At 71.2% G+C, this 23,591-nt stretch carries 17 protein-coding genes and 1 pseudogene; 6 read left to right on the top strand and 12 right to left on the bottom strand.

Annotated elements, in window-relative coordinates; all coding sequences use genetic code 11:
* The first annotated feature begins 52 nt into the window (after nucleotides 1-52).
* Both EZ242_RS10200 and EZ242_RS10195 read left to right on the top strand, forming a co-directional pair.
* On the top strand, nucleotides 53-1,264 hold the full coding sequence (locus tag EZ242_RS10200) for a S41 family peptidase (RefSeq protein WP_135285062.1): 1,212 nt from the start codon (nucleotides 53-55) through the stop codon (nucleotides 1,262-1,264).
* A 20-nt stretch (nucleotides 1,265-1,284) separates the two neighbouring features.
* Nucleotides 1,285-2,079 (top strand): HAD-IIB family hydrolase, encoded by a 795-nt coding sequence (locus EZ242_RS10195; RefSeq protein WP_135285556.1) that lies wholly within the window; start codon nucleotides 1,285-1,287, stop codon nucleotides 2,077-2,079.
* A 24-nt stretch (nucleotides 2,080-2,103) separates the two neighbouring features.
* On the opposite strand, the gene EZ242_RS10190 is transcribed toward EZ242_RS10195, so the two are convergent.
* The 3 genes from EZ242_RS10190 to uvrA all read right to left on the bottom strand — a co-directional run bounded on the left by EZ242_RS10190 (nucleotide 2,104) and on the right by uvrA (nucleotide 9,907).
* Nucleotides 2,104-2,865: a gamma-glutamyl-gamma-aminobutyrate hydrolase family protein gene (locus EZ242_RS10190; protein WP_135285061.1), complete on the bottom strand. Its 762-nt coding sequence runs from the start codon at nucleotides 2,863-2,865 to the stop codon at nucleotides 2,104-2,106.
* 58 nt (nucleotides 2,866-2,923) lie between these two features.
* The gene (locus tag EZ242_RS10185; RefSeq protein ID WP_135285060.1) at nucleotides 2,924-3,895 is read right to left on the bottom strand and encodes a tripartite tricarboxylate transporter substrate binding protein; all 972 of its coding nucleotides are present in this window, start codon (nucleotides 3,893-3,895) and stop codon (nucleotides 2,924-2,926) included.
* Nucleotides 3,896-4,006: 111 nt separating this feature from the next.
* Nucleotides 4,007-9,907 carry an excinuclease ABC subunit UvrA gene (gene uvrA, locus EZ242_RS10180; protein WP_135285059.1) on the bottom strand — a complete coding sequence of 1,967 codons (5,901 nt, stop codon included), beginning with the start codon at nucleotides 9,905-9,907 and terminating at the stop codon, nucleotides 4,007-4,009.
* Between the two features lie 231 nt (nucleotides 9,908-10,138).
* Here uvrA and EZ242_RS10175 point away from each other — a divergent pair, with 231 nt between their 5' ends.
* Nucleotides 10,139-13,018, top strand: a complete 2,880-nt coding sequence (locus tag EZ242_RS10175) for an ATP-binding protein (protein ID WP_135285058.1) — start codon at nucleotides 10,139-10,141, stop codon at nucleotides 13,016-13,018.
* Nucleotides 13,019-13,082: 64 nt separating this feature from the next.
* Nucleotides 13,083-13,994 (top strand): annotated as a pseudogene (locus EZ242_RS10170) (methyl-accepting chemotaxis protein); the annotation flags it as partial.
* A 177-nt stretch (nucleotides 13,995-14,171) separates the two neighbouring features.
* On the opposite strand, the gene EZ242_RS10165 reads toward EZ242_RS10170, so the two are convergent.
* The 4 genes from EZ242_RS10165 to EZ242_RS10150 form a co-directional block, all read right to left on the bottom strand.
* A complete protein-coding gene (locus tag EZ242_RS10165) occupies nucleotides 14,172-16,289 on the bottom strand; it encodes a sodium:solute symporter family protein (protein ID WP_135285057.1) in 2,118 nt (705 codons plus the stop codon).
* Nucleotides 16,290-16,293: 4 nt separating this feature from the next.
* Complete coding sequence (locus EZ242_RS10160) at nucleotides 16,294-16,551, bottom strand: DUF4212 domain-containing protein (protein ID WP_135285056.1); 258 nt, start codon at nucleotides 16,549-16,551, stop codon at nucleotides 16,294-16,296.
* Between the two features lie 131 nt (nucleotides 16,552-16,682).
* A complete protein-coding gene (locus EZ242_RS10155; protein WP_135285055.1) occupies nucleotides 16,683-17,258 on the bottom strand; it encodes a tetratricopeptide repeat protein in 576 nt (191 codons plus the stop codon).
* Entirely contained in the window at nucleotides 17,258-17,554 is a 297-nt protein-coding gene (locus EZ242_RS10150) for a hypothetical protein (protein ID WP_135285054.1), read from the bottom strand. The genes EZ242_RS10155 and EZ242_RS10150 overlap by 1 nt, the downstream gene beginning before the upstream one ends.
* Before the next feature lie 135 nt (nucleotides 17,555-17,689).
* Between EZ242_RS10150 and EZ242_RS10145 the strand changes: the two genes are divergently transcribed.
* Nucleotides 17,690-19,585, top strand: a complete 1,896-nt coding sequence (locus EZ242_RS10145) for a DUF294 nucleotidyltransferase-like domain-containing protein (RefSeq protein ID WP_135285053.1) — start codon at nucleotides 17,690-17,692, stop codon at nucleotides 19,583-19,585.
* Complete coding sequence (locus EZ242_RS10140) at nucleotides 19,582-20,226, top strand: 3'-5' exonuclease (RefSeq protein ID WP_135285052.1); 645 nt, start codon at nucleotides 19,582-19,584, stop codon at nucleotides 20,224-20,226. The genes EZ242_RS10145 and EZ242_RS10140 overlap by 4 nt, the downstream gene beginning before the upstream one ends.
* A gap of 133 nt (nucleotides 20,227-20,359) precedes the next feature.
* Here EZ242_RS10140 and EZ242_RS10135 read toward each other — a convergent pair whose 3' ends face one another.
* Genes EZ242_RS10135 through EZ242_RS10115 form a run of 5 tightly spaced genes read right to left on the bottom strand, consistent with a single transcriptional unit; the run spans nucleotide 20,360 to nucleotide 23,579 of the window.
* Nucleotides 20,360-20,998 carry a 2-hydroxychromene-2-carboxylate isomerase gene (locus tag EZ242_RS10135; protein ID WP_135285051.1) on the bottom strand — a complete coding sequence of 213 codons (639 nt, stop codon included), beginning with the start codon at nucleotides 20,996-20,998 and terminating at the stop codon, nucleotides 20,360-20,362.
* Complete coding sequence (locus EZ242_RS10130; protein ID WP_135285050.1) at nucleotides 20,995-21,234, bottom strand: DUF1289 domain-containing protein; 240 nt, start codon at nucleotides 21,232-21,234, stop codon at nucleotides 20,995-20,997. Before EZ242_RS10130 ends, EZ242_RS10135 begins: the two co-directional genes overlap by 4 nt.
* Nucleotides 21,231-21,731 (bottom strand): YbaK/EbsC family protein, encoded by a 501-nt coding sequence (locus EZ242_RS10125; RefSeq protein WP_135285049.1) that lies wholly within the window; start codon nucleotides 21,729-21,731, stop codon nucleotides 21,231-21,233. The genes EZ242_RS10130 and EZ242_RS10125 overlap by 4 nt, the downstream gene beginning before the upstream one ends.
* An 8-nt stretch (nucleotides 21,732-21,739) precedes the next feature.
* The gene (locus EZ242_RS10120) at nucleotides 21,740-22,645 is read right to left on the bottom strand and encodes a hydroxymethylglutaryl-CoA lyase (protein ID WP_135285048.1); all 906 of its coding nucleotides are present in this window, start codon (nucleotides 22,643-22,645) and stop codon (nucleotides 21,740-21,742) included.
* 13 nt (nucleotides 22,646-22,658) lie between these two features.
* On the bottom strand, nucleotides 22,659-23,579 hold the full coding sequence (locus EZ242_RS10115) for a 2-hydroxyacid dehydrogenase (protein WP_135285047.1): 921 nt from the start codon (nucleotides 23,577-23,579) through the stop codon (nucleotides 22,659-22,661).
* Nucleotides 23,580-23,591 lie beyond the last annotated feature (12 nt).

Here is a 23,591-nt window from a genome sequence, read left to right as displayed (position 1 = left end):
GATCAGCTTCTAGCTCATCCGTAAATAATCAGGAGCTCATCAGGAGCTCCGTGTGTTCTTCGCCGTTTCGTCCCTGCGCCATCGCGCGGCACCCGTTCTGGGCGCCTGCGCCCTCGCCCTGCTGGCCGCCTGTGGTGGGGGAGGCTGGGATGAGACGGTCGCCAGCGAGGCCGTCACCGTCACGACCAGCGCCTCGCTCGCCCCCTCGGCCAGTCTGGCCGAGGTCTGCACCACCGAGGGGGAGCAGGCCTTCGTGCGCAGCTACCTGGACGAGCGCTACCTCTGGTGGGACCGCATTCCGGCGGTCGATCGCAGCGCGCATGCCGACGCGGCCTCCTACTTCCGAGCCCTGTTGCTGCGCAGCCCCGATGCCGCCGGCCGGGTGGCAGACCGCTTCAGCACCGTGCTGGCCGCCAGCGATGCCGACGCCATGCTCATGGCCAGCGCCGACCCGGCGGCGGCCGTGCTCGCCACCGGCGGCTACGCCCTCCCGCTGGTCTCCACCGTGGATAGCGCCGGCGGCCGGCGCGTGGGCTATCTCCTCTTCAACAAGCACGGCCGCGGCGCGCAGGACGCCCTGATCGATGCGGTCACCGCCCTGCGCGACGCGCGCATCCAGGACCTGGTGCTGGACCTGCGGCACAACGCCGGCGGCTACCTGCACATCGCCCAGGCCCTGGCCTCCATGGTGGCGGGGCCGGCCCAGCAGGGTCAGGTGTTCGAATCCTTGCGCTACAACGACAAGCGCGCCGCCGACGGAGCCGGCAGGACGCTGAAGTTCGAGGACACGGTGCAGGTCGGCGAGTCGCGCTACGGCAAGGGACACCCGCTGCCGCAGCTGGGCCTGCCACGCCTGTACGTGCTGGCCACCGGCATGACCTGTTCGGCCAGCGAGTCCATCGTCAACGGCCTGCGCGGCGTGGGCATCGAGGTCGTCATCGTGGGCGAGACCACCTGCGGCAAGCCCTATGGCTTCCACCGCAAGAACAACTGCGGCAAGGCCTACTTCGCCATCGAGTTCCAGGGCGTCAATGCCGCAGGATTCGGCGACTACGCCGGCGGCTTCGCCCCTCGATGCCCAGTCACGCCCGACCCGGCGGCCGCCCTGGGCGATGCGCGCGAGCCGCTGCTGGCGGCGGCGCTGCACCACATCGACAGCGGCCGCTGCCCGGCGGCGGCCAAGTCTTCGCCGGCGGCGACGGTGCGCATGGCACCGGACGCGCTCGGCCTGCAGGGAAGGCTGCTCGACGACGCGCCACAATGAGCGGCTTTGCGCCCCGCTCCATGCTGCCCCTCTCGCTCTGGCCCCGCGCCGACCGCGCCGGCATCGCCGGCCTCCTGACCGACATCGACGACACCCTCACCACCGAGGGCGCGGCCAGCCCCGAGGCCCTGGGCGCGATGGCCGACCTGCGCCGCGCGGGCCTGCACGTGGTCGCCATCACCGGGCGGCCGGTCGGCTGGAGCGAACCCTTCGCCCTGGCCTGGCCGCTGGACGCCATCGTGGCGGAGAACGGCGCCGTGGCCCTGGTGCGCGGCCCGGACGGCGCCTTGCGCAAGCACTACCAGCAGGACGAGGCCACCCGCGCGCGCAACTTCGCGCGCATGCAGCGGGTCTGCGCGCGCATCGAGGCCGAGGTGCCGGGGTCGCTGCGCGCCCGCGACAGCGCCGGCCGCGAGACCGACATCGCCATCGACCACAGCGAATTCACCCACCTGCCCGAGGCGCGCATCCGCGAGGTGGTGGCGATCATGCGCAGCGAAGGCATGACCGCCACGGTGAGCTCCATCCACGTCAACGGCTGGTACGGAAGCCACGACAAGCTCGCGGGCGCGCGCTGGATCGTGCCGCTCCTCTACGGGCGCGCGCTGGACGCCGAGATCGGCCACTGGGTGTACGTGGGCGACTCGACCAACGACGAATGCATGTTCGAGCGCTTCACCCACAGCGTGGGCGTGGCCAACATCCGCCGCTTCGAGGCGCAGCTGAAGCACCCGCCGCGCTACGTGGCCCAGGGCGAACGCGGGGCGGGCTTCGCGGAAGTGGCGGCCGCGGTGCTGGCGGCTCGCGGGAGCTGAAGTCCCCCACGGTGCCGCGGGCCCTCAGGAAGACGCCGTCCGCTGCCCGAATCGCTCGCGGCAGGCCCGCGCGAACGCCTCGAAGCTGCGCGCATAGAAGGGCGTGATGGCGTGGCGCCACTCCGGGTGCCACTGCACGCCGACGGCGAAGGCACGGCTGTCTTCGTGGCGCACGCCTTCGACCAGGCCGTCGGGCGCGAAGGCCTCGGCCACCAGTCCGGTGCCCAGGCGCTCGATGCCCTGGCCATGGAGTGAATTGACCATGGCGCGGGTGCCGCCGGCCCACTCGGCGAAGGCGCTGCCGGGGGTGAGCCGGACTTCGTGGCGCAGCGCGAACTGCACGTCCAGCGGCTCGTCCTCGGGCTCGCGGTGGTCCAGCATGCCGGGCTGCGCATGCACCCGCTGGTACAGGCTGCCACCCAGCGCCACGTTCATCTCCTGCAGGCCGCGGCAGACGCCGAAGAGCGGCACACCGGCGGCGAGCGCGGCGCGCACCAGGCGCATGGTGAGCGCGTCGCGACGCGGATCGAGCAGGTCGGTGGGAAGTGCGGCGGCGCCGTAGTGCGTCGCCTCCACGTTGGAGGGAGAGCCGGTGAGCAGGACTCCGTCCACCAGGGGCAGCAGCGCATCGACGTCACCCGCCGCCGCCAGCGGAAAGAGCACGGGCTGCAGGCCCAGCTCGGCGACCGCCTCGGCATAGCGGTCCGCCAGGACGGTGTAGCCGCCCGGGTCGGACAGTTCGAGGTGGCGGTGGCAGGCGGGCAGCCAGACCAGGGGCTTGCGCATCGCCCGATCATGCCGCGCCCACGGCGCGCCAGGGGGCGCCGTGGGAACGGGAGGCTGCTCAGTTGGGCTTGGCCAGGCCCAGCTTGTCCACCAGCGCCTTTTCGGTGGCGAAGGTGTCCTGCGCGAACTTGGTGTACTGCGACGGGCTCATGTACATGGGCGACATGTCGTAGCGCGCCAGGGCCTGCACGTAGCTGGGGTCCTCCATGGCCTTCTTGAAGGCGTCGTGCAGCTTCTGCACGACCTCCGGCGGCGTGCCGCGCGGTGCGCCGATGCCGAAGGGCGAGTTCTGCACCATGTCCAGGCCCAGCTCCTTGAGCGTGGGCGCGTCCGGGAATTTCTCCAGGCGCTTGTCGCCCCAGGTGTTGATGACCCGCAGCTTGCCCGCCTGCACCAGGGGCGCGAAGCCGGTGGAGTCGGCCGCGGCCATGATGTGGCCGCCACCGATGGCCTGCATCAGGTCCGCGCTCCCCTTGTAGGGAATGTGGTTGAGCTGCAGTCCCAGCTTCTGGGCGATGAGCTCCATGGTCAGGTGCGGGCTGGTCAGGTTGCCGGTGGAGCCATAGCTCAGCTTGCCCGGGTTGGCCTTGGCGTACTCGACGAAGTCCTTCCAGTTCTTGATGGGGCTGTCGGCCGGCACCACCAGGCCGAAGGCATAGCCGGTGACGTTGATGATGTAGCTGATGTCCTTGACCGGGTCCCAGTTGATCTTGGTCGTGTAGGGCAGGCGGAACACGCCCAGCGGGATCTGGGCCAGGGTGTAGCCGTCGGGCTGGCTGGTCTGCAGCTGCGTGGCCGGCAGGGTGCCGCCCGCGCCGGGCTTGTTCTCGATCACCACCGGCTGCCCCAGGATCTTGGAGGCGTTCTCGGCCAGCTGGCGCATGGTGATGTCGGTCGGGCCGCCCGCCGGGAAGGCGATGAGCAGGCGGATGGGCTTGCTGGGGAAGCTGCCGGCCTGCTGGGCCAGGCTGGGCAGGGCCTGCGCGGCGACGGCGGCGGCAGCGAAGTGGACGAGATGGCGGCGGCGCATGAGGTCTCCTTGTTGGAATGCGTTGGGCAAGGGCGCCATTGGACGGGGTCTTTTCGCCTCGTTCAATGGGGAACACCCTGCGCCTGTCGCCTACGAGTCTGCGGCGGTGGCTCAGGCGCGTGCGAGCACGGGCGCGAGCGCTTGCCCCGTGTGCGTCCCCGCCGCGACCACCGCCTCCGGCGGCGCCGCCGCGACCACGCGGCCGCCGGCCTGGCCGCCCTCCGGCCCCAGGTCGACGATCCAGTCGGCCTCGGCGATGACGTCCAGGTCGTGCTCGATCACGACCACGCTGTGGCCACCGTCCACCAGCCGGTGCAGCACGCGGATGAGCCGCTCCACGTCGGCCATGTGCAGGCCCACGGTGGGCTCGTCCAGCACGTAGAGCGTGTGCGGCGGCTTCTGGCCGCGGCGGGTGATGTCGTCGCGCACCTTGGCCAGCTCGGTGACCAGCTTGATGCGCTGCGCCTCGCCGCCCGAGAGCGTGGGCGAGGGCTGGCCCAGGGTCAGGTAGCCCAGGCCCACGTCCACGAGCAGCTGCAGCGGATGGCTGATGACCGGCATGGACGCGAAGAAGTCCACCGCCTCGTCCACCTCCATGCGCAGCACGTCGCCGATGCTCTTGCCGCGCCAGGTGACGGCGAGGGTCTCGGGATTGAAGCGCGCGCCATGGCACGATTCGCAGGGCACCTTCACGTCGGGCAGGAAGCTCATGCCGATGGTGCGCACGCCCTGTCCTTCGCAGCTGGGGCAGCGCCCCTCGCCGGTGTTGAAGGAAAAGCGGCCCGGGCCATAGCCGCGCGCCTTGGCTTCCAGCGTGTCGGCGAAGAGCTTGCGGATGGTGTCCCAGAAGCCGATGTAGGTGGCCGGGCAGGAGCGCGGCGTCTTGCCGATGGGGGTCTGGTCCACCTCCAGCACGCGGTCGATGGAGGCGTAGCCGCCGAGCGCGAGACAGCCGCTCCAGGCCGGGTGCTCGCCACGCGCGTCGGCCTCGCGGCCGGCCTTGGTGCTGCGCTGCTGCACGGCGAGCTGCACGTTGTGCAGCAGCACGTCGCGGGCGAGCGTGGACTTGCCGGAGCCCGAGACGCCGGTGATGGCGACCAGGCGCCTGAGCGGCACGTCCACGTCGACCTGCTGGAGGTTGTGGAGGTGGGCGCCGCGCAGGCGCAGTTCGCCGGCGTGGCCCCCACCCCCGCCCTCCCCCAGGGGGGGAGGGCGCAAGTCACCGTCGCTGGCGGGGTTTTCACCCCCTCCCCCTCTGGGGGAGGGTTGGGGTGGGGGTTGCACCGCGCGCCGAGCCTTCAGCGGGTGCTTCATCGCATGCAGCAGGTAGCGGCCGGTGAGCGAGGCCTCGTCGCCGGTGACCGCGTCCACGCTGCCCTGCGCCACCACGCGGCCGCCCCGCACACCGGCGCCGGGGCCGATGTCGATGATGTGGTCGGCGCGGCGGATGGTGTCCTCGTCGTGCTCCACCACCACCAGCGTGTTGCCCTTGTCGCCCAGCTTGTGCAGGGCGTTCAGCAGGATCTGGTTGTCGCGCGCGTGCAGGCCGATGGTGGGCTCGTCCAGCACGTAGCACACGCCCTGCAGGTTGGAGCCGAGCTGCGCGGCCAGGCGGATGCGCTGGGCCTCGCCGCCCGAGAGCGTGGGCGCGCCGCGGTCCAGCGTGAGGTAGCCCAGGCCCACTTCCTCCAGGAACTCCAGGCGGCTGCGGATCTCCGGGATCAGGTCGCGCGCGATACCCTGCTCGCGCTCGCTGAGGGTGCCTTCCACCTGCAGCGACTCGACCCAGCGGCGCACCTCGCTGACCGACAGCGCCGCGATGTCGGCGATGCCCACGCCGTTGAAGCGCACCGCGCGGGCCTGCGCGTTCAGGCGCGTGCCGCGGCAGGCGGGGCAGGCTTCCTCGGCGAGGTCTTCCACCTCGGGCTCGGCGAAGGTCTGCTCGCGCCCCTTGCTGTCGTCGGCCTGCACGGTGTCGTCGAAGGCCTTGCGCTGCTCGCGCGTGAGCTTCACGCCGGTGCCCACGCATTCCGGGCACCAGCCATGCTTGCTGTTGTAGGAGAACAGGCGCGGGTCCAGCTCGGCATACGAGGTGCTGCACACCGGGCAGGCGCGGCGGGTGGAAAAGACCTCCACCTCGCCGATGTGCGCATGCCGCCCCTCCAGCGACTGCATGGCTTCGCGCAGACCGTCCAGCGGCGCCAGCAGGTGCAGCACGCCCTTGCCGTGCTCCAGCGCGATGGCCAGGTGCTCGCGCAGCAGGGCCTCGTTGGCGGGGCTCACGTCCACATCGCACACCGGCAGCTCGATGGTGTGTTCCTTGAAGCGGTCCAGGCGCGGAAAGCCGCGCGTGGGCAGGAAGTTGCCATCCACCCGCAGGTGGGTGTAGCGGCGCGCCAGCGCCCATTCTGCGATCTCGGTGTAGACGCCCTTGCGGTTCACCACCAGCGGCGCGAGCAGGCCCACGTGCCGGCCCCGATGCCGCCGCATGATCTGCGCGGCGATGCTGTCGGCGTTCTGCGGCCGCACCTCGGCGCCGTCCTTCACGCAGTGCTGCACGCCCAGCTTGACGTACAGCAGGCGCAGGAAGTGCCAGACCTCGGTGGTGGTGCCGACGGTGGACTTGCGTCCGCCGCGCGAGAGACGCTGCTCGATGGCCACCGTGGGCGGGATGCCGTAGACCGCATCGACCTCGGGCCGGCCCGCCGGCTGCACGATGCTGCGGGCATAGGCATTGAGCGATTCGAGGTAGCGCCGCTGGCCTTCGTTGAACAGGATGTCGAATGCCAGCGTGGACTTGCCCGAACCCGAGACGCCGGTGATGACGCTGAAGCGGTTGTGGGGGATGTCCACGCTGAGGGACTTCAAGTTGTGCTCGCGGGCGTTGACGATCTGGATGGCCCCGGCGCTTGTCGGAGCGGGAGTATCCATTCGGGCTGAGCCTGTCGAAGCCTCGTGTTGATCGCTGCCCTTCGACAGGCTCAGGGCGAACGGCAGCAGGGGGGCCGTTCCGCGTCCCAGTTCCGTTCGGGCTGAGCCTGTCGAAGCCCCTCGCGGCTCCCGCACCCCCAGCGTGCCGTCGTACTCCCGCAGCGCCTTGGCCGTGTGGGAACACGGATGCTTCTTCATCTCCTCCGGCGGCCCCTGCGCCACCAGCAGCCCGCCGCCCTGGCCGCCTTCCGGCCCGAGGTCGATCAGCCAGTCGGCGGCGCGGATCACATCGAGGTTGTGCTCGATCACGATGAGCGAATGCCCCGCCTCCAGCAGCTTGCGCAGCGCCCGCATCAGCTTGGCGATGTCGTCGAAGTGCAGGCCCGTGGTGGGCTCGTCGAACAGGAACAGCACGCCCTTGGTCGCGAGCTTCTGCGTGCTGCGGCGGCCCGCGGCCTCGGCCAGGAAGCCGGCGAGCTTCAGGCGCTGGGCCTCGCCGCCGGACAGCGTGGGCACGGGCTGGCCGAGCTTCACGTAGTCCAGGCCCACGTCCACGATGGGCTGCAGCGCGCGGATCACGTCGCGGTCGGCGGCGAACAGGCGCGCGGCCTCGCTCACGGTGAGATCCAGCACGTCGGCCACGTTCAGCACGCGCGGGTGCACCGCACCCAGGCCCTGGCGCTCGATGGTCACCTCCAGGATCTCGGGCCGGTAGCGGCGGCCGTCGCAGTCGGGGCAGCGCAGGTACACGTCCGAGAGGAACTGCATCTCCACGTGCTCGAAACCCGAGCCGCCGCAGGTGGGACAGCGGCCGTCGCCGCTGTTGAAGCTGAACTTGGCCGCCGTGTAGCCGCGCTGCTTCGCCAGCGGCGAGGCCGCGAAGATCTCGCGGATGCTGTCCCAGGCGCCCACGTAGCTCACCGGGTTGGAGCGCGCGGTCTTGCCGATGGGCGACTGGTCCACGTACACCACGTCGGCCAGGTGGTCGGCGCCCAGGAGGCGCGCATGACGGCCGGGCGTTTCGGTGGACTTGCCGAACTGGCGCAGCAGCGCCGGCGCGAGGATGTCCTGCACCAGCGTGGACTTGCCCGAGCCGGACACGCCGGTGACGCAGACCAGGCGCTGCAGCGGAAACTCCACGGTGATGTCCTGCAGGTTGTGCTCGCCCGCGCCTTCCAGGATCAGCCGCGGCGTCGCTTCGGTCACCGCGCGCTTGAGCCCCATGCCCACCTGCCGGCGCCCGCCCAGGTAGTCACCCGTGAGGGTCTCGGCCTCGCGCAGCGCGTCGGTCGTGCCGTCGAAGACCACCTGCCCGCCCCGCTCGCCGGGACCCGGTCCCATGTCGATCATGCGGTCGGCGGCCAGCATGACGGCCGGGTCGTGCTCCACCACCACCAGCGTGTTGCCCGCGTCGCGCAGGCGCTTCATGGCCTCGGTGATGCGGTGGATGTCGCGCGGGTGCAGGCCGATGCTGGGTTCGTCCAGCACGAAGAGGGTGTTGACCAGCGAGGTGCCCAGGGCCGTGGTGAGGTTGATGCGCTGCACCTCGCCGCCGGAGAGCGTGCGGCTCTGCCGGTCCAGCGTGAGGTAGCCGATGCCGACATCCACCAGGTACTTCAAGCGCGTATTGATCTCCTCGTACAGCAGCCTGAGCGCCTGCTGCTCCCCCTCTCCCCCGGGGAGGGACAGGCGCGCGAAGAAGCTGCGCAGCCTGTCGATCGGCATCAGCATCAGGTCGTGCAGGCACAGCCCCGGCAGGGTTTCGAGCTGCTCGCGAGACCAGTCCACCCCGCGCGGCAGGAAGCGCTGCGCCGGCTCCAGCACGGCGTCCGCGTCGTCCTTGCTGCCCAGGCGCCACAGCAGCGGCTCGGTCTTCAGGCGCGCGCCGCCGCAGACCTCGCAGGGCGTGTAGCTGCGGTACTTGGACAGCAGCACCCGGATGTGCATCTTGTAGGCCTTGCTTTCCAGGTACTGGAAGAAGCGCTTGATGCCGTACCACTGCTTGTTCCAGTTGCCCTCCTTGAAGTGGGGCGTGCCGTCCAGGACCCAGGCCTTGTGCTCGGCGCTGAGCTTGTACCAGGGCGTGTCGCGCGGGATGCCGGCGGCCTCGGCGTGGCGCAGCAGGTCGTCCTGGGCCTCGGACCAGGCGGGGGTCTGGATCGGCTTGATGGCGCCGGAGCGCAGCGTGAGCTTCTCGTCCGGAATGACCAGGCCCCAGTCCACCCCGATCACGCGCCCGAAGCCGCGGCAGGTCTCGCAGGCACCCACCGCGGAGTTGAAGGAGAACATGGACGGGATCGGCTCCGCATAGCGCAGCTCGCTGTCCGGGCAGTGCAGGCCGGTGGAAAAGCGCCAGATCTCGTGCCCGTCCTCCGACACCTGGGCGTAGACCGACAGCCGCCCTGCCCCGCGCTTGAGCCCCACCTCGATGGCCTCGATGGCGCGCACCTTCTCGACGTTCTGGATCCGAAATCGGTCCGCCACGATGTCCAGGACCTTGCGAGGCCCCGTGGGCGTGGCGACCTCGCGCTCGGCCTGGATGCGCGTGAAACCGCTCGCCGCCAGCCACTGGTCGATCTGCTCGGCGCTGGTGTCGGCGGGCAGTTCCACCGGGAAGGTGAGCACCAGGCGCGGGTCGCCTGCCTGCGTGCGCGCCATCAGCTCGGCGTAGATGGATTCCGGCGAGTCGTGCCGCACGCGCTGGCCGGTCTTGCGGTCGAACAGCTCCGTGGCGCGCGCGAAGAGCAGCTTGAGGTGGTCGTTCAGCTCCGTCATGGTGCCGACGGTGGAACGGGAGGACCGGACCGGGTTGGTCTGGTCGATGGCAATGGCCGGCGGCACGCCCTCGATGCGATCCACCGCGGGCTTGTCCATGCGGTCCAGGAACTGCCGGGCGTAGGCCGAGAAGGTCTCCACGTAACGCCGCTGGCCCTCCGCATAGAGCGTGTCGAAGACCAGGCTGGACTTGCCCGAGCCGCTCGGCCCGGTGACCACGGTCAGCTCGCCGGTGCGCAGGTCGAGGTCGAGGTTCTTGAGGTTGTGCTGCCTGGCGCCGCGGATGCGGATCAAACCCTGGGTCATGTGGGGGAGCGGTAGGGGGTGGGGGAAAGGGGCCAAGCATTCTAAGAACGCCGGCCTGCCGGCTCAGGCGTGGGGCCAAGCCCACGCCCGGCAGCGCCTCGGACCGGGAATAGTTCGCCAGCCGCACGATTAGGGAAACGCCCTGCGAGCTCTGACAGGGGCCCGGCCAAAGCTCATCAGTATCCTGTCAGGCTTCGCCCGGCGCATCGCGCATGCGCGCGGCTCCCTTGCATGAAACGCCTCACTCGCCTTCGTCTTTCCGCCCGCATCACGCGCTTGCGCACCGTGGCCGCCCTGTCGGGCGGGCTGGCGCTGCTGCTGGTGGCGGTCTGGAGCCTGACCCTGGAGCGCGTGGTGTACGAAGCCCGCGAGGCCGAGGAAGCGGAGGTCACCCAGGTCGGGCGCCTGTCGCTCGCCTACGAACAGCAGGTGCGGCAGCTGCTCGCCGGCCCGACGGCCGCCTTGCGCCTGCTGACCGCGGACCCGGCCTCGTGGCGCGACCTGCTGGCCCAGACCCGGCCCGTGCCCCCCGCATTCGCGGCCGCCGGTCTGCCGGTGTCACTGGCCGACGCCACGGGCACGCCGGTCGGCGCGGCGCCGGCGCTGCCACCGGACTGGGCGCAGGGGCTGATCGCCCTGCACCAGCAGCACCCGCAGGCGGCGGCATTGATCCAGCAGCCGATCATGGACGCGCAGGGCCGCTGGGTCACCACGCTCTCGCGGGGGCTCTGGGACCAAGGTCGCCTGCAGGGGGTGGCCTACACGCCGGTCGATCCCGGCGCGCTGCTGGCCTTCTTCGCGCTCGGTGGCCTGGCGCCCCAGGACACCGTGACCCTGTTCGACCCGAGCGGTATCGTCCTGGCGCGCCGCAGCGGCGCCGGGCAGGACCGCTTCGGTCTCGACGTCGGCCAGTCGGCCTTGGCGAAAGCAGCCGCCCAGGGCCTGCGCCGTACGCTGTTCACGACCAGCCCGGTGGACGGGATCGAACGCGCCTACAGCCTGCGGCCGCTGCCCGAGCACGGACTCACGGTGGCCGTGGGCCTGGGACGCGCCCAGGCCATGGCGCCGGTGCGGGACCGCGCCCAGCGCTACCTGGTGCTGGCGAGCCTGCTCACGGTGCTGGGCGTGGTCGCGGTGGTGGGGCTCGGCGCCGCCTGGCTGCGCCACCAGCGCAGCGTGGCGCGCCTGCGGCGCAGCGAACGGCATTACCGGGCGCTTACGCAGCTTTCGGCCGACTGGTTCTGGGAGACCGACGCCCAGCACCGCTTCACGCACCAGACCGCGGCGCCGCGCCACGCCGGCGCCCAGGTGCCGGTGCATTTCGGCCTGACGCGCTGGGAGCAGCCGGGCGTGCTGGGCAGCGCCGAGGACTGGACGCGCCATCGCGAGGACCTGGACCGGCACCGCGCCTTCTTCGACTTCGAAGTGCGGCGAATCGACGCCGCCGGACGGCTTCGCGTCGCGCTGATCAGCGGCATGCCGGTCTTTGATGCCGAGCAGCGCTTCCTCGGCTATCGCGGCATCGGCCACGAGATCACCGCCCAGCACGAGGCGCGCGAGGCGCTGCGCGAAAGCGAGGAAGGCTATCGCCTGGTGTTCGAGAACACGCGCGACGGCCTGATGATCGGCCGCAGCTTCGGCCAGGTCGACCAGGTGAACCCCGCCGCCTGCCAGCTGCTGGGCCGCAGCGAAGCGGAACTGTTGCAACTGGGGCTCTCGGTGCTCGACGGACCGGACAGCCCGCTGCGCCAGGTGCTGGAAGAGGCGCGCCGCACGGGCCACGCCCAGGCCACGTTCACCGTGCGGCGGCCGGACGGCCTGCAGGCACACCTGCAGGCCAGCTTCGCGCACTACCTCGACAGCGGCGATCGGCGCCGCAGCAGCGTGCTGCTGCACGACCTGACCGAGCGCCACCAGGCCCAGCGCAGCCAGGCGGAGCTGGCCGAACAGCTGCGCCAGTCGCAGAAGATGGAAGCGCTGGGCAGCATCGCCGGCGGCATCGCGCACGATTTCAACAATGTGATCGCCGCGATCATGGGCAATGCGCGCCTGGCCACGTCGGCGCTCGCCGGGTCCGGGCCGGCGGCTCGCTACCTGGACGAGATCGCGCGGGCCGGCCTGCGAGCCCGCGAACTCGTGCGCCGGATCCTGACCTTCACGCGCCAGCAGCCGGCGGTGTTCGAGCGCCAGCCGCTCGGGCCCGTGGTGCGCGAGGCGGTGGACCTGCTGCGCGCCACCCTGCCCTCGGGGGTGCGCATCACGCTGCAGGGCGACGAGGAGCCCTTCGAGGTCATGGCCGACGCCAACCAGATCCACCAGGTGGTGATGAACCTGGGCACGAACGCCTGGCAGGCCATGTCCGGCCGCGGCGGTCGCATCGACATCCGGCTGGCCGCGCCCCCGGGCTCGGGCTGGGTGGTGCTGTCGGTGCAGGACGACGGCGCCGGCATGGACGCGGGCACGCAGGCCCGCATGTTCGAGCCCTTCTTCACCACCAAGCGCGAGGGCGAAGGCACCGGCCTGGGACTGGCCGTGGTGCAGAACATCGTGCGAGCCCACTTCGGCGAGATCGCGGTGGACAGCCGGCCGGGCCAGGGCACGCGCATGGAGGTGCGCCTGCCCGTGGCCTGCGAAGCGGAAAACACCGGCTTCGCGCCCCTGCCCGCCCGCGAGGTTCCGGTGGCTGAAACGCAGCCCGTCCCGCTGCCGTCCGGCGCCGGCGGCGGGCGGCACATCGTCTATGTGGACGACTACGAGGCCATGGTGGTCATGGTCAGCGCCGTGCTGCAGGCGCAGGGATTCCGCGTCGCGGGCTTCCACCGCAGCCTGGAGGCACTGGCCTACGTGCGGCGCCAGGGCAGCGCCGTGGACCTGCTGATCACCGACTACAACATGCCGGACCTCTCCGGCCTGGACCTCGCCCGCGAGCTGCGCGCCCTGCGCCCGCAGCTGCCGATCATCGTGGCTTCTGGGCATGTGACCGACACGCTGCGAGAAGGCGCGCTGTCGGCCGGCGTGAGCTGCCTGTTCGACAAGCCCGCCGGCATCGACGCGCTGTGCCGCCGGGTGCACGAGCAGCTGGCGCAGGACGACCCGCTCACCGGCTTCTGAGGCCACTCCGGCACCCGCCCGGATGACACGAAGCGGCAACAAACGACCGGAACGCACCGGCTTTGTGCGCGGCAACGCCGAGGGCGTGGCCACCGCGTCGGGCCAGATCTCCCAAGGCACGACCGACCTGTCCAGCCGCACCGAGGAACAGGCCTCGGCGCTGGAGCAGACCGCCGCCTCCATGAAGGAGCTGGCCGGCACCGTGAACCAGAACACCGCCAGCGCCCAGGACGGCAACCGCCTGGCGACCGAGGCCTCGGCCGTCGCCGAGCGGGGCGGCGAGGTGGTCAGCCGCGTGGTGGACACCATGAAGGGCATCAACGACAGCTCGCGCCGCATCGCCGACATCATCAGCGTGATCGACGGCATCGCCTTCCAGACCAACATCCTGGCGCTCAATGCGGCCGTGGAAGCGGCGCGGGCCGGCGAGCAGAGACGCGGCTTCGCGGTCGTGGCCGGCGAGGTGCGCACGCTCGCCCAGCGCAGCGCCGACGCGGCCAAGGAAATCAAGTCCCTCATCACCGACAGCGTGGAACGCGTCAGCCAGGGCAGCGCCCTGGTGGACGAGGCCGGTGCCACCATGAGCCAGGTGGTGGCCTCGATCCAGCAGGTGGCGCAGATCATGGGCCGCATCAGCGCCGCGAGCGTCGAGCAGAGCGCCGGGGTGGCGCAGATCGGCGAAGCCGTCACGCAGATGGACCAGGCCACGCAGCAGAACGCCGCCCTTGTCGAGGAAAGCGCCGCGGCCGCCGACAGCCTGCGGCAGCAGGCTCAGCAGCTGGTCGAGGCCGTGGCGGTGTTCAAGCTGGAGGCCGGCTCGGCGCGCATGGCGCCGGCCGTCCTGTCGGCACCCGACATCGCACCGCGCCAGGACGTGCCCACGCTGCGGGCCGTCCCTGCACCGGCACGGGCTGCCCGGACGACCGATTCCTCCCGTCCCGTGGCGACGGGTACCGACGACTGGAACAGCTTCTAGCCCCCGGGGCGCGTCAACCGGGTGGCGTTCCTGCCCGGCCCACGCGCCAGGCAGACCGACAAGCAAGAAGGCGGGCCGAGGCCCGCCTTCTTGCTTTTGCGGGAGTCGTGGAGACCCCCTTCACGATCCGGGTCGGCGGTTCACCACCGACCCGCTCGCCTCATGCCGACCCGAGGCTCAAGCCGCCTTCAGGTTGGGATAGCGCACGTGCTCGACCAGCTCCTGCACCCGGGCGCTGGGCGCAGGGGTGATGAGGCTCACGAGGATGATCACGGCAAAGCCCACCGGCACGCCGAAGAGGCCGGCCGAGATGGGCTGGATGCCCCACCACAGCTCGATCGGCCCGGTCACGCCGAAGATGCCGCGCAGCCAGGGTTGCGTGGTGACCATGTAGTAGAAGGTCACGCCCAGGCCGAGGGCCATGCCCAGGGAGGCCGCGATGCCGGTGGCGCGCTTCCAGAAGATGCCCAGGACCAGCGCCGGGAAGAACGCCGCCGCCGCGAACGAGAACGCCGCCGACACCAGGAACAGGATGTCCGCCGGTTTCTGCGCCGCCACGTAGGCCGCGCACAGCGCCACGATCAGCAGCAGCACCTTGGAGATGGTCACCCGGCGCGCCGTGGAGGCGTTGGGGTCCAGCATCTTGTAGTACAGGTCGTGCGAGAGCGCGTTGGCGATCGTCAGCAGCAGGCCGTCGGCGGTGGAGAGCGCGGCGGCCAGGCCGCCGGCGGCCACCAGGCCCGAGATGACGTAGGGCAGCCCACCGATCTCCGGCGTGGCCAGCACGATGATGTCGCCGCCGATGCTCATCTCGTTGAGCTGGAAGACGCCGTCCCGGTTCACGTCCGTCACCGACAGCAGGCTCGGATCGACACGGTTCCAGGCGTTGATCCAGTTGGGCAACTGGTCGAAGGGCGTGCCCACCAGCACGTTGAAGACCTCGTACTTGACCAGCACGGCCAGGGCCGGCGCGGTGAAGTACAGCAGGAAGATGAAGAACAGCGACCAGCTCACCGACTCGCGCGCTTCCCTCACGCTGGGCGTGGTGTAGTAGCGCATGAGGATGTGCGGCAGGGCGGCCGTTCCCACCATCAGGCAGAAGATCAGCGCGAGGAAGTTGCGGCGCGACTCGTTGAAGGTCTTCTGCGCCGCCGCGTCGCCGTCCGGGTTGCCCGAGAACTGCTGCGCGTGCGGCGGCATGCCGTTGAGCGGCTTGGCCTTGTTGTCCGCGGCCGTCTTGGCCGACGTCCAGGCGCGGCGCGCGGCATCCGGGTCCTTGGGCAGGGCGGCCAGCTCGCGCTCGGCGGCATCCAGCTCGGCGGCCGGTGCGTTGGAGGCGCGCAGGTCGCTCACTCGCTTGGTGAGCGCGTCGCGGTCGGCGGCCAGGGCGGCAGCCGGATCCTTCAGCTTCTCGGCCAGGGCGGCCGAACGCTGCGAGAAGATCTGGCGGACTTCCAGTTCCTTGGGGTCGTTGGCCAGGCGCCTTTCGGCTTCCGTGACCTTCTGCAGCTGCGCGCCGTAGATGGCCTGCGGCACCGGCACGCTGGTCTGCTTGACCGACAGCCACACGACCGGAATGAGGTAGGCCACGATCAGCACGATGTACTGCGCCACCTGGGTCCAGGTCACCGCGCGCATGCCGCCCAGGAAGGAGCACACCAGGATGCCGCCCAGGCCCAGGAAGATCCCCAGCTCGAAGGCCACGCCGGTCAGGCGCGAGGTGATGAGGCCCACGCCGTAGATCTGCGCCACCACGTAGGTGAAGGAGCAGAGGATGGCCGCGCAGATGCCCAGGAAGCGGGGCAGGTTGCCGCCGTAGCGCTCACCCAGGAAGTCGGGAATGGTGAACTGCCCGAACTTGCGCAGGTAGGGCGCGAGGAACAGCGCCACCAGGCAGTACCCACCCGTCCAGCCCATGATGAAGGCCAGGCCCGAGTAGCCGGTGAGGTAGAGCGTGCCCGCCATGCCGATGAAGGAGGCCGCGGACATCCAGTCGGCGCCGGTGGCCATGCCGTTGTAGACGGCAGGCACGCGGCGGCCGGCGACGTAGTACTCGGCCGCGTCGCTGGTGCGGCTCATGATGCCGATGCCGGCATACAGGCCGATGGTGGCCAGCAGAAAGGTGTAGCCGATCCAGCGCCGTGGCAGGCCCATGAATTCGAGTACGGCCAGCACCAGCACGAAGGCGAGGAAGCCGCCGACGTACCAGGTGTAGACCTTGTTCAGGTTGGCCTTGAAGGCCCGGTTCGATTCGGCCGTGGCGACGCTGCCATCGGCTCCGAAGATTCCAGCCATGGTGTCACTCCTCCTCGGCCACGCCGTGCTCGATATCCAGCTTCGCCATGTAGCGGGCGTAGTACCAGATGATCAGGCAGTAGATGATCAACGCCCCCTGCGCGCCCATCCAGAAACTGAAAGGCCAGCCGAAGAAGTTGAAGTTCAGGTCGCGCGCGAAGTAGCTCACGACGAAGGTCACCACGAACCAGATTGCAAGCAATATGGCCGTGATGTTGAGGTTTTTCCGCCAGTAGTGGCGGTGTGTTTCCGATAGCTGCATGTCTCCTGCCTCAAGTGCTCGCCCGGGGGGCGGATCGCGACCGCCTGCGATTGCTCGCGGGCCTGCCACCGGTCGCGGCTGTGCGGCAGCCGCCCGGCCCCCGCCGGTACGGCGCTCCCCCCGCTCTCGGGTCAGGCGGACTGGGCAGTGCTCAGTCCGGTCTCACGTTCGAGCTGGGCGGCCACCTTGGGCTCGAACCCGCGGAGATGGCGAATGATCTTCGCTGCCTCCTGGGGCTCTTGCCGGTCGACATGAACCCGGGCCAGCTGGTACCAGCCGTAGGGGCTCATGGGTTGCAGTTCGGTGTTGCGGCGCAGGGCGTCGACGGCTTCGTCGAAGCGGCGCAGGCGAATGAGGACCAGGCCGAGGCCATACCAGGCGCGATCGAGCTTGGGCGACAGGCGCGTCGCTTCGCTGAAGGCGGCAAGCGCCTCCTCGAGTTGCCCCGCCTTCTCCAGCATGAAGCCCAGGTTGAACCAGGCGGCGGCGGCCTGCGGCGTCTGCTGCACCAGGGCGCGCTGAAGGGCGAGCGCTTCCTCGGCGTGGCCCCGCTGGTCTTCGAGCTGCGCGCGACTGGCCAGGGCATGCGCGTCGTCCGGCACCAGCGCGCAGATGGCTTCGAAGGCGCGCAGCGCCCCCATGCGATGGCCGACCATGAGCGCCAGGCGCCCCTGCCAGCGCAGCCAGCCAATCTGCAGGCGATGCATCAACGACACTGGGCGACTCCGATCTGAAGGCAGATCTGGATGCGCCACAGGGTGACGACGATCCAGGTGAAGGCGAGGAGCAGGAAGGCGACCAGCGGTACGTGCCGGTCGAGCACCACCTTGGGGGACAGGCGCCGCGCGGTCCACGTGAAGGGCCGCACCATCATGTCCAGCACCTGCCAGAAAAGGTTCTGCTCCCGCTTGGCGCCGGCCAGCAGTCCCAGCACCCAGCGTCCGAGCAGCGCCATGAGGGCGATCTCGGCCACCAGCTTCACCAGGGTCAGGACAGTCAGCATCGTCGGGCGGGGTGCATCGCTGCGGACTGTCGAAACAGCGGCTTACCCGTTTCTTACACGCCCGGCTTTCCGGGGCCGCCCGAGGGTTTCCACGGAGGACGCGCTGCATGGGACGGCCGCCATAGTCGGGGCGCCATGACCGACGCCAAGGAGCCGCCGCTCTCGTCGCCCGCCCTGCCGCTGCTGCGCCAGCTCGGCGCGCAGCTGGCGCGCTGGCCTCCTTTCGCGCAAATGCCGCGCGAGGAGCTCGAGTGGTTCCTCGCCCACGCCGAGCAGCAGTACTACGCGCCGGGCGACGTGCTGGTCGATCCCGCCGCGGGCGTTCCACCTTTCCTGTTCCTGGTGCGACAGGGCACGGTGCAGCGGCGCCACGGATCGCCCGAGACCGGCGACTCGCTGGCCTTCGGACCGGGCGAGCTGCTGCCCGTGGCCGCCCTGCTCGCGCAGCGCCCGGTGCGCGCCCGCTACAGCGCGCTGGACGATGTGTTCGTGCTGGCGCTGGGCGCCGCCGACATGGAGCAGCTGGCGCAGCGCAGCGTGGTGTTCGCCGAGTTCCTGCGTGACCGCATCCAGTCGCTGCTGGCGCGCTCTCGGCAGGCCCTGGCGCTGCAACTGTCCTCGCAGGCGCTGGCAGAGCAGGCTTCGGAGACGCCGCTGTCTCAACTCGCCCGCGGCGAGCCGGTGCACTGTTCGCCGCAGACGTCGCTGCGCGAGGTGCTGCGCATCCTGCAGGAGCGCCACCTCGGCTCGATGCTGGTGACGGACGCCCAGGGCCGGCTCCAGGGCATCTTCACCCGCCACGACCTGCCCCGCCTCGTGCTGGCGCCCGACTTCGACCTGGACGCCCCTGTCGGGCGCGTCATGAGCCAGCCGGTGCACGCCCTGGACGAACAGGACACCGCGCAGGACGCCGCCCTCCTCATGGGCGAGCACGGCATCCGGCACGTGCCGATCACGCGGGGCGGGCGGCTGGCGGGCGTGGTCTCCGAGCGCGACCTCTTCGCCTGGCAGCGCACCAGCGTGCAGCAGGTGGGCGCACGCATCCACGCGGCGCGCGAGCTGGACACGCTGCTGCCCGTGGCGGCCGACATCCGCGCGCTGGCCCGCAACCTGATGGCCCAAGGCGTGCAGCCACGCCCGCTGACGGAGTTGATCAGCCGCCTGAACGACCTGTTCACGCGCAGGCTCCTCGGCCTGGGCGCGGCCCGGGACGGCATCGAGCTCGGCCGCCTGTGCTGGCTGGCCCTGGGCTCGGAGGGGCGCGGCGAGCAGACCATCGCCTCCGACCAGGACAACGCGCTGGTGCTGCCCGACGGCCTCGACGAGGCCGAGCAGGCGCGCATCCGCCGATGGGCCCGCCGCATGAACGAGGCGCTGGACGCCGCCGGCTACCCGCTGTGCCGCGGCGGCATCATGGCGGGCGAGCCGGCCTGCTGCCTGCTCGTGTCGCAGTGGCTGGCGCGCTTCGAGCGCTGGATCGACCACGGCAGCCCCGAGGACCTGCTGGCAGCCAGCATCTTCTTCGACCTGCGGCCGCTCGCCGGTGATGCGAGCCTGGCCGAGCCGCTTCGGCAGCGCATCGAGCAGCGCGTGCGCGCCACGCCCCGTTTCCTCCATCTGCTGGCGACCAATGCCCTCGCGCACCGCCCGCCCCTGGACTGGACCGGCCGGCTGGAGCTGGACGAGGGCTCGGGCCTCGACCTCAAGCTGCAGGGAACCGCCCTCTTCGTCGATGCGGCGCGCATCCTCGCCCTTTCGCAGGGGGTGCGCGCCACCGGCACGCACGATCGGCTGGCCGAGGCCGGCCAGGCCATGCAGCTGCGCGCGTCGGAATGGCAAAGCTGGGCCGGTGCCTTCGACTACCTGCAGGGACTGCGACTGCGGGTCCAGCTCGAGGCAGCCGACGGCGGCCAGAACCCCAACCGGCTCCAGGCACCGTCGCTCAGCGAGATCGACCGGCGCATCCTGGTGGCCAGCCTTGCGCAGGCGCGCAGCCTGCAGGAGCGCCTGCGACTGGACTGGGTGCGATGAAGCCGCTGCTGCCGTGGTGGCCCGCGAAGCGCGAGGCGGCAGCCACCGAACGCTGGCTGGTGGTGGACGTGGAGGCGACCGGCCTGGATGCACGGCGCGCGGGCCTGCTGGCCGTGGCGGCGCTGGGCCTGCGGGTGGAGTGGTCCAGCCGCAGGCTCTCGCTGGTGCTCGGCGACAGCTTCAGCGTGCGGCTGCACCACCGCGTCCCGGTGCCCGACAAGGGCAACGTGCTGGTGCACGGCATCGGCGTCGATGCGCAGGCCCAGGGCCTGGAGCCGGCGCAGGCCCTGCAGGCCTTCGCGCGCTTCGCCGCGGGCGCGCCGCTCCTGGCCTTCCACGCCGATTTCGACCGCCAGCTGCTGGCACGCCACGCCCGCGCGCTGCAGGTGCAGGGGCTCGACCTCCCCTGGCTGGACATCGCGGCCCTCTGCGCCTCGGCCTACCCGGAACTGCGCGCCCGGGCGCTGGACGACTGGCTGGCCCACTTCGGCATCGAGTGCCTGGCGCGGCACGATGCCATGGCCGACGTGCTGGCGACGGCGGACCTGCTGCAGCGGATCTGGCCTGTCGTCGGCCGCGAGTGCGCGAACTGGCGCGCGGTGCAACGCTTCGCGGCGCGCGCCCGCTGGCTGCGGGGCTAGAAGGCACCTTCCCCCTCTGGGGGAAGGCAGGGATGGGGGCTCGCTTGAAGTGGCGTGGTCGGCTCGCGCGGCCCCCGCCCCTACCCTCCCCCAGAGGGGGAGGGCGTTGCCAGGCGCATCTCGGCGAGCCAGCTCACCCCGAACGGCGCACGCCCGGCCGTGCGCCCGCCTCGTGCCACTGCGGGCTGTCGAACCAGGCATCGCCTTCCAGGAAAGCTCGCAGCATGGGCAGTGCGTCCAGTCCCCAGAAACGGTGGCCGTCCACCTCGAAGGTGGGCACGCCGAACACGCCGGCCGCGATGGCCGCGTCGGTGTTGGCGCGCAGTTCGGCCTTGACCTGCGCCCCGTCCGGATCGCGGGCGGGCGCGAGCTGCGAGCGCAGTCCCGCCAGCCGCTGCGGGTCGGCGGCGTCGCCGCCGCCCAGCCAGGCGTGCCGGAACACCGTTTCGGCCACGTAGCGGTTGATGCGTCCCCCCTCGCCGCAGGCCAGCGCGAGCCGCAGCAGGGACAGCGGATTGAAGGGATGCACGGCCGGCAGGTGCAGCGGCACGCCCAGCGTGCGCGCGGTCCAGAGGACCTGCCGGTAGGTCCATTCGCGCTTGGCCGGGATCTCCGCCGGGCCGAGCTGGCCGTGGTGCCGGAGCATGGCGGCGAAGAGCACCGGCCGCAGCTCCACTTCCCAGCTCAGGCCCTCCAGCGCCCGCGGCAGCTGCTCGAACGCGAGGAAGGCGTAGGGGGACACGAAATCCAGGTGGAAGACGATGCGCTTCACGCCGCGTCCCCGCCACGCGCACGGGCCTCGATGCGTGCCCACACGGCCCGCTTGGCGGGCTCGGGCAGGCCCCCCCAGGCCGCGATCTCGTCCAGGGTGCGCAGGCAGCCCTCGCACAGCCGCTGCTGCGGGTCCATGCGGCACACCGAGAGGCAGGGCGAGGGCACCGCTTCGTCCTGGGGGGCGCTGCGGACGATGCGTGCCCGCAGCAGCAGCTCGCGCGCGCGCGGATTCATGCGCCGCCCTGCACCACGTCCACGACCGGCGCGCCGGTCAGGCGCTCCAGGTCGGCGGGCTGCAGCCGGAAGACGCCGTGCGGATGCCCGGCGGCCGCCCAGATCTCGTCGAAGCGGAACAGCTCGCGGTCGATGAGCGTGACGGGGGCGCTGGCATGCGCGACCGGCGCCACGCCGCCGATGGCGAAGCCCGTGCGCGACTTGACGAAGTCCGCGTCGGCCCGGCCGATCACACCGACCAGCGACTGGACCTTGGCCTCGTCCACGCGCCGGTCGCCCGAGGTGACCACGAGCACCGCGACGTCATCCTCGCGGCGGCGGAAGATGATGCTCTTGGCGATTTGCCCGAGCTGCACGCCCAGCGCGTCGGCCGCCTGCTGCGCGGTGCGCGCCGCATCATCGAGGCGCTGCGGCAGGTGGGCATGGCCGCTGGCGCGCAGCACCTGCGCCACGCGCTGCATGCCTTCGGGAAGGGAGGAGATCTCGGGTCCGTTCATGCTCGGGATCATTGCCGCTTGTTGAGGATGGCCGTGGCCGCGCGCGAATTCGGCGGCCGCTGCAGGTGGGCGCTGATGGAGGCGCCGGCGTCCACCAGGGCCTCCAGGTCGATGCCGGTCTCGATGTCCAGGCCGTGCAGCATGAAGACCACGTCTTCGGTGGCGACATTGCCGGTCGCGCCCTTGGCATAGGGGCAGCCGCCCAGTCCGGCCACCGAGGCGTCGAACTGCCACACGCCGAGCTCCAGCGCCGCGAGGGTGTTGGCCAGCGCCTGCCCGTAGGTGTCGTGGAAATGGCCGGAGACCTCGTCCAGCGGAAAGTGCCGCAGCGCCGCCTCCAGCGCGCGCTGCACCTTGCGCGGCGTGCCCACGCCGATGGTGTCGGCCACGCCCAGGTGCTGCACGCCGATGTCCTTCATCTGCCGCGCGACCTGCGCCACCCGCTCGGGGGCGATCTCGCCTTCATAAGGACAGCCCACCGCACAGGACAGCGCCGCACGCACCTTGATGCCGTGCCGCCGCGCCGCCTCGACCACCGGAGCGAAGCGCTCGATGCTCTCGGCGATGGAGCAGTTGATGTTGCGCTGGCTGAAGGCTTCGCTGGCCGCACCGAACACGACGACCTCGTCCGGTCGCGTGGTCAGGGCCGCCTCGAAGCCTTTGAGGTTGGGCGTGAGCACCGAATAGCGCACGCCCGCGCGCCGCTCGATGCCGGCCATGACCTCGGCGGCGTCGGCCATCTGCGGCACCCATTTCGGGCTGACGAAGCTGGTGACCTCGATCTCGCGCAGCCCGGCCCGCTGCAGGCGGTGCACCAGTTCGATCTTGACCGGGGCGGGAACGGGCTGCTTCTCGTTCTGCAGGCCGTCGCGGGGGCCGACATCGACCAGCTTGACGCGGGAAGGCAGTTGCATGGATGGTTCCTCCTCAATAGCCGCGCGAGGGGTCCACCACGCCGGCGATGGCTTCGCCGCGCTCCAGAGCGCGGATCTTGCGCGCGATCTGCGCGATGCTTTCATCCCGCAGCGTGCGCGCCGAGGTGTGGGGCGTGAGCACCAGGCGCGGCTCGCGCCAGAAGGGGTGCTCCGGCGGCAGCGGCTCGGTGCGGAAGACGTCCAGCGTGGCGCCGGCGAGCTGGCCGCTGTCCAGCAACGCGAGCAGGTCCGCCTCCACGAGGTGGGCGCCGCGTGCGACGTTGATCAGGTACGCCCCGGGCAGCAGGCGCCCCAGCGTGTGGCGGTTCAGGATGCCCTCGGTCTGCGGCGTGAGCGGCAGCAGGCAGACCAGCACGCGGGTGCCGGCGAGGAAGTCGTCGAGCTGCTCGTCGCCCGCAAAGCAGGCCACGCCTTCCACGGTGCGGGGCGAGCGGCTCCAGCCGCGCACCGGAAACTCGAACTGCCGCACGGCCTGCGCCACCCGCTGGCCCAGCACGCCCAGGCCCAGGATGCCCACGGGGTAGTCCTCGCGCAGGCGCGGGCGGCGGAAGGACCAGCGGCCTTCGGCCATGTCGCGCTCGTAGCCGGCCAGCTCCCGGAAGTGCCGGATCAGCGCATGGCAGACGTACTCGGCCATCTGCACGCCCATGCCCGCGTCGTCCAGCCGGACCACCCGGGCCGCGGCGGGAAGGCGCAGCTTCATGAGCGCATCGACGCCGGCGCCGATGTTGAAGATGCCGCGCAAGCCGGCCTGTTCGTCCAGGAACTGCTGCGGCGGCGCCCAGACCACCGCATGGTCGGCGGCCGCAGCGCCGGGGTGCCACTCCTCGATCTCGGCCTCGGGCAGGGCCGCGCGCAAGCCCTGGAGCCAGGGCTCGGCACGGGTGTCGGTGCAGCAGAAGCTGATTCGCATGGGCCGATTGTC

The sequence above is a fragment of the Ramlibacter rhizophilus genome (assembly GCF_004681965.1).
Classification (GTDB): domain Bacteria; phylum Pseudomonadota; class Gammaproteobacteria; order Burkholderiales; family Burkholderiaceae_C; genus Ramlibacter; species Ramlibacter rhizophilus.
The sequence above is the reverse complement of the archived record's forward strand: the minus strand, read 5'-3'. Positions and strand labels throughout refer to the sequence as shown.

What these genes read in the sequence shown, in the direction of transcription:
- EZ242_RS10155 (WP_135285055.1), bottom strand. Translation starts at nt 17,258, where the DNA reads ATGCATCGCCTGCAGATTGGCTGGCTGCGCTGGCAGGGGCGCCTGGCG.
- EZ242_RS10125 (WP_135285049.1), bottom strand. Translation starts at nt 21,731, where the DNA reads ATGAACGGACCCGAGATCTCCTCCCTTCCCGAAGGCATGCAGCGCGTG.
- EZ242_RS10195 (WP_135285556.1), top strand. Translation starts at nt 1,285, where the DNA reads ATGCTGCCCCTCTCGCTCTGGCCCCGCGCCGACCGCGCCGGCATCGCC.
- EZ242_RS10115 (WP_135285047.1), bottom strand. Translation starts at nt 23,579, where the DNA reads ATGCGAATCAGCTTCTGCTGCACCGACACCCGTGCCGAGCCCTGGCTC.
- EZ242_RS10140 (WP_135285052.1), top strand. Translation starts at nt 19,582, where the DNA reads ATGAAGCCGCTGCTGCCGTGGTGGCCCGCGAAGCGCGAGGCGGCAGCC.
- EZ242_RS10145 (WP_135285053.1), top strand. Translation starts at nt 17,690, where the DNA reads ATGACCGACGCCAAGGAGCCGCCGCTCTCGTCGCCCGCCCTGCCGCTG.
- EZ242_RS10190 (WP_135285061.1), bottom strand. Translation starts at nt 2,865, where the DNA reads ATGCGCAAGCCCCTGGTCTGGCTGCCCGCCTGCCACCGCCACCTCGAA.
- EZ242_RS10130 (WP_135285050.1), bottom strand. Translation starts at nt 21,234, where the DNA reads ATGAATCCGCGCGCGCGCGAGCTGCTGCTGCGGGCACGCATCGTCCGC.
- EZ242_RS10150 (WP_135285054.1), bottom strand. Translation starts at nt 17,554, where the DNA reads ATGCTGACTGTCCTGACCCTGGTGAAGCTGGTGGCCGAGATCGCCCTC.
- EZ242_RS10175 (WP_135285058.1), top strand. Translation starts at nt 10,139, where the DNA reads ATGAAACGCCTCACTCGCCTTCGTCTTTCCGCCCGCATCACGCGCTTG.
- EZ242_RS10165 (WP_135285057.1), bottom strand. Translation starts at nt 16,289, where the DNA reads ATGGCTGGAATCTTCGGAGCCGATGGCAGCGTCGCCACGGCCGAATCG.
- uvrA (WP_135285059.1), bottom strand. Translation starts at nt 9,907, where the DNA reads ATGACCCAGGGTTTGATCCGCATCCGCGGCGCCAGGCAGCACAACCTC.
- EZ242_RS10160 (WP_135285056.1), bottom strand. Translation starts at nt 16,551, where the DNA reads ATGCAGCTATCGGAAACACACCGCCACTACTGGCGGAAAAACCTCAAC.
- EZ242_RS10185 (WP_135285060.1), bottom strand. Translation starts at nt 3,895, where the DNA reads ATGCGCCGCCGCCATCTCGTCCACTTCGCTGCCGCCGCCGTCGCCGCG.
- EZ242_RS10120 (WP_135285048.1), bottom strand. Translation starts at nt 22,645, where the DNA reads ATGCAACTGCCTTCCCGCGTCAAGCTGGTCGATGTCGGCCCCCGCGAC.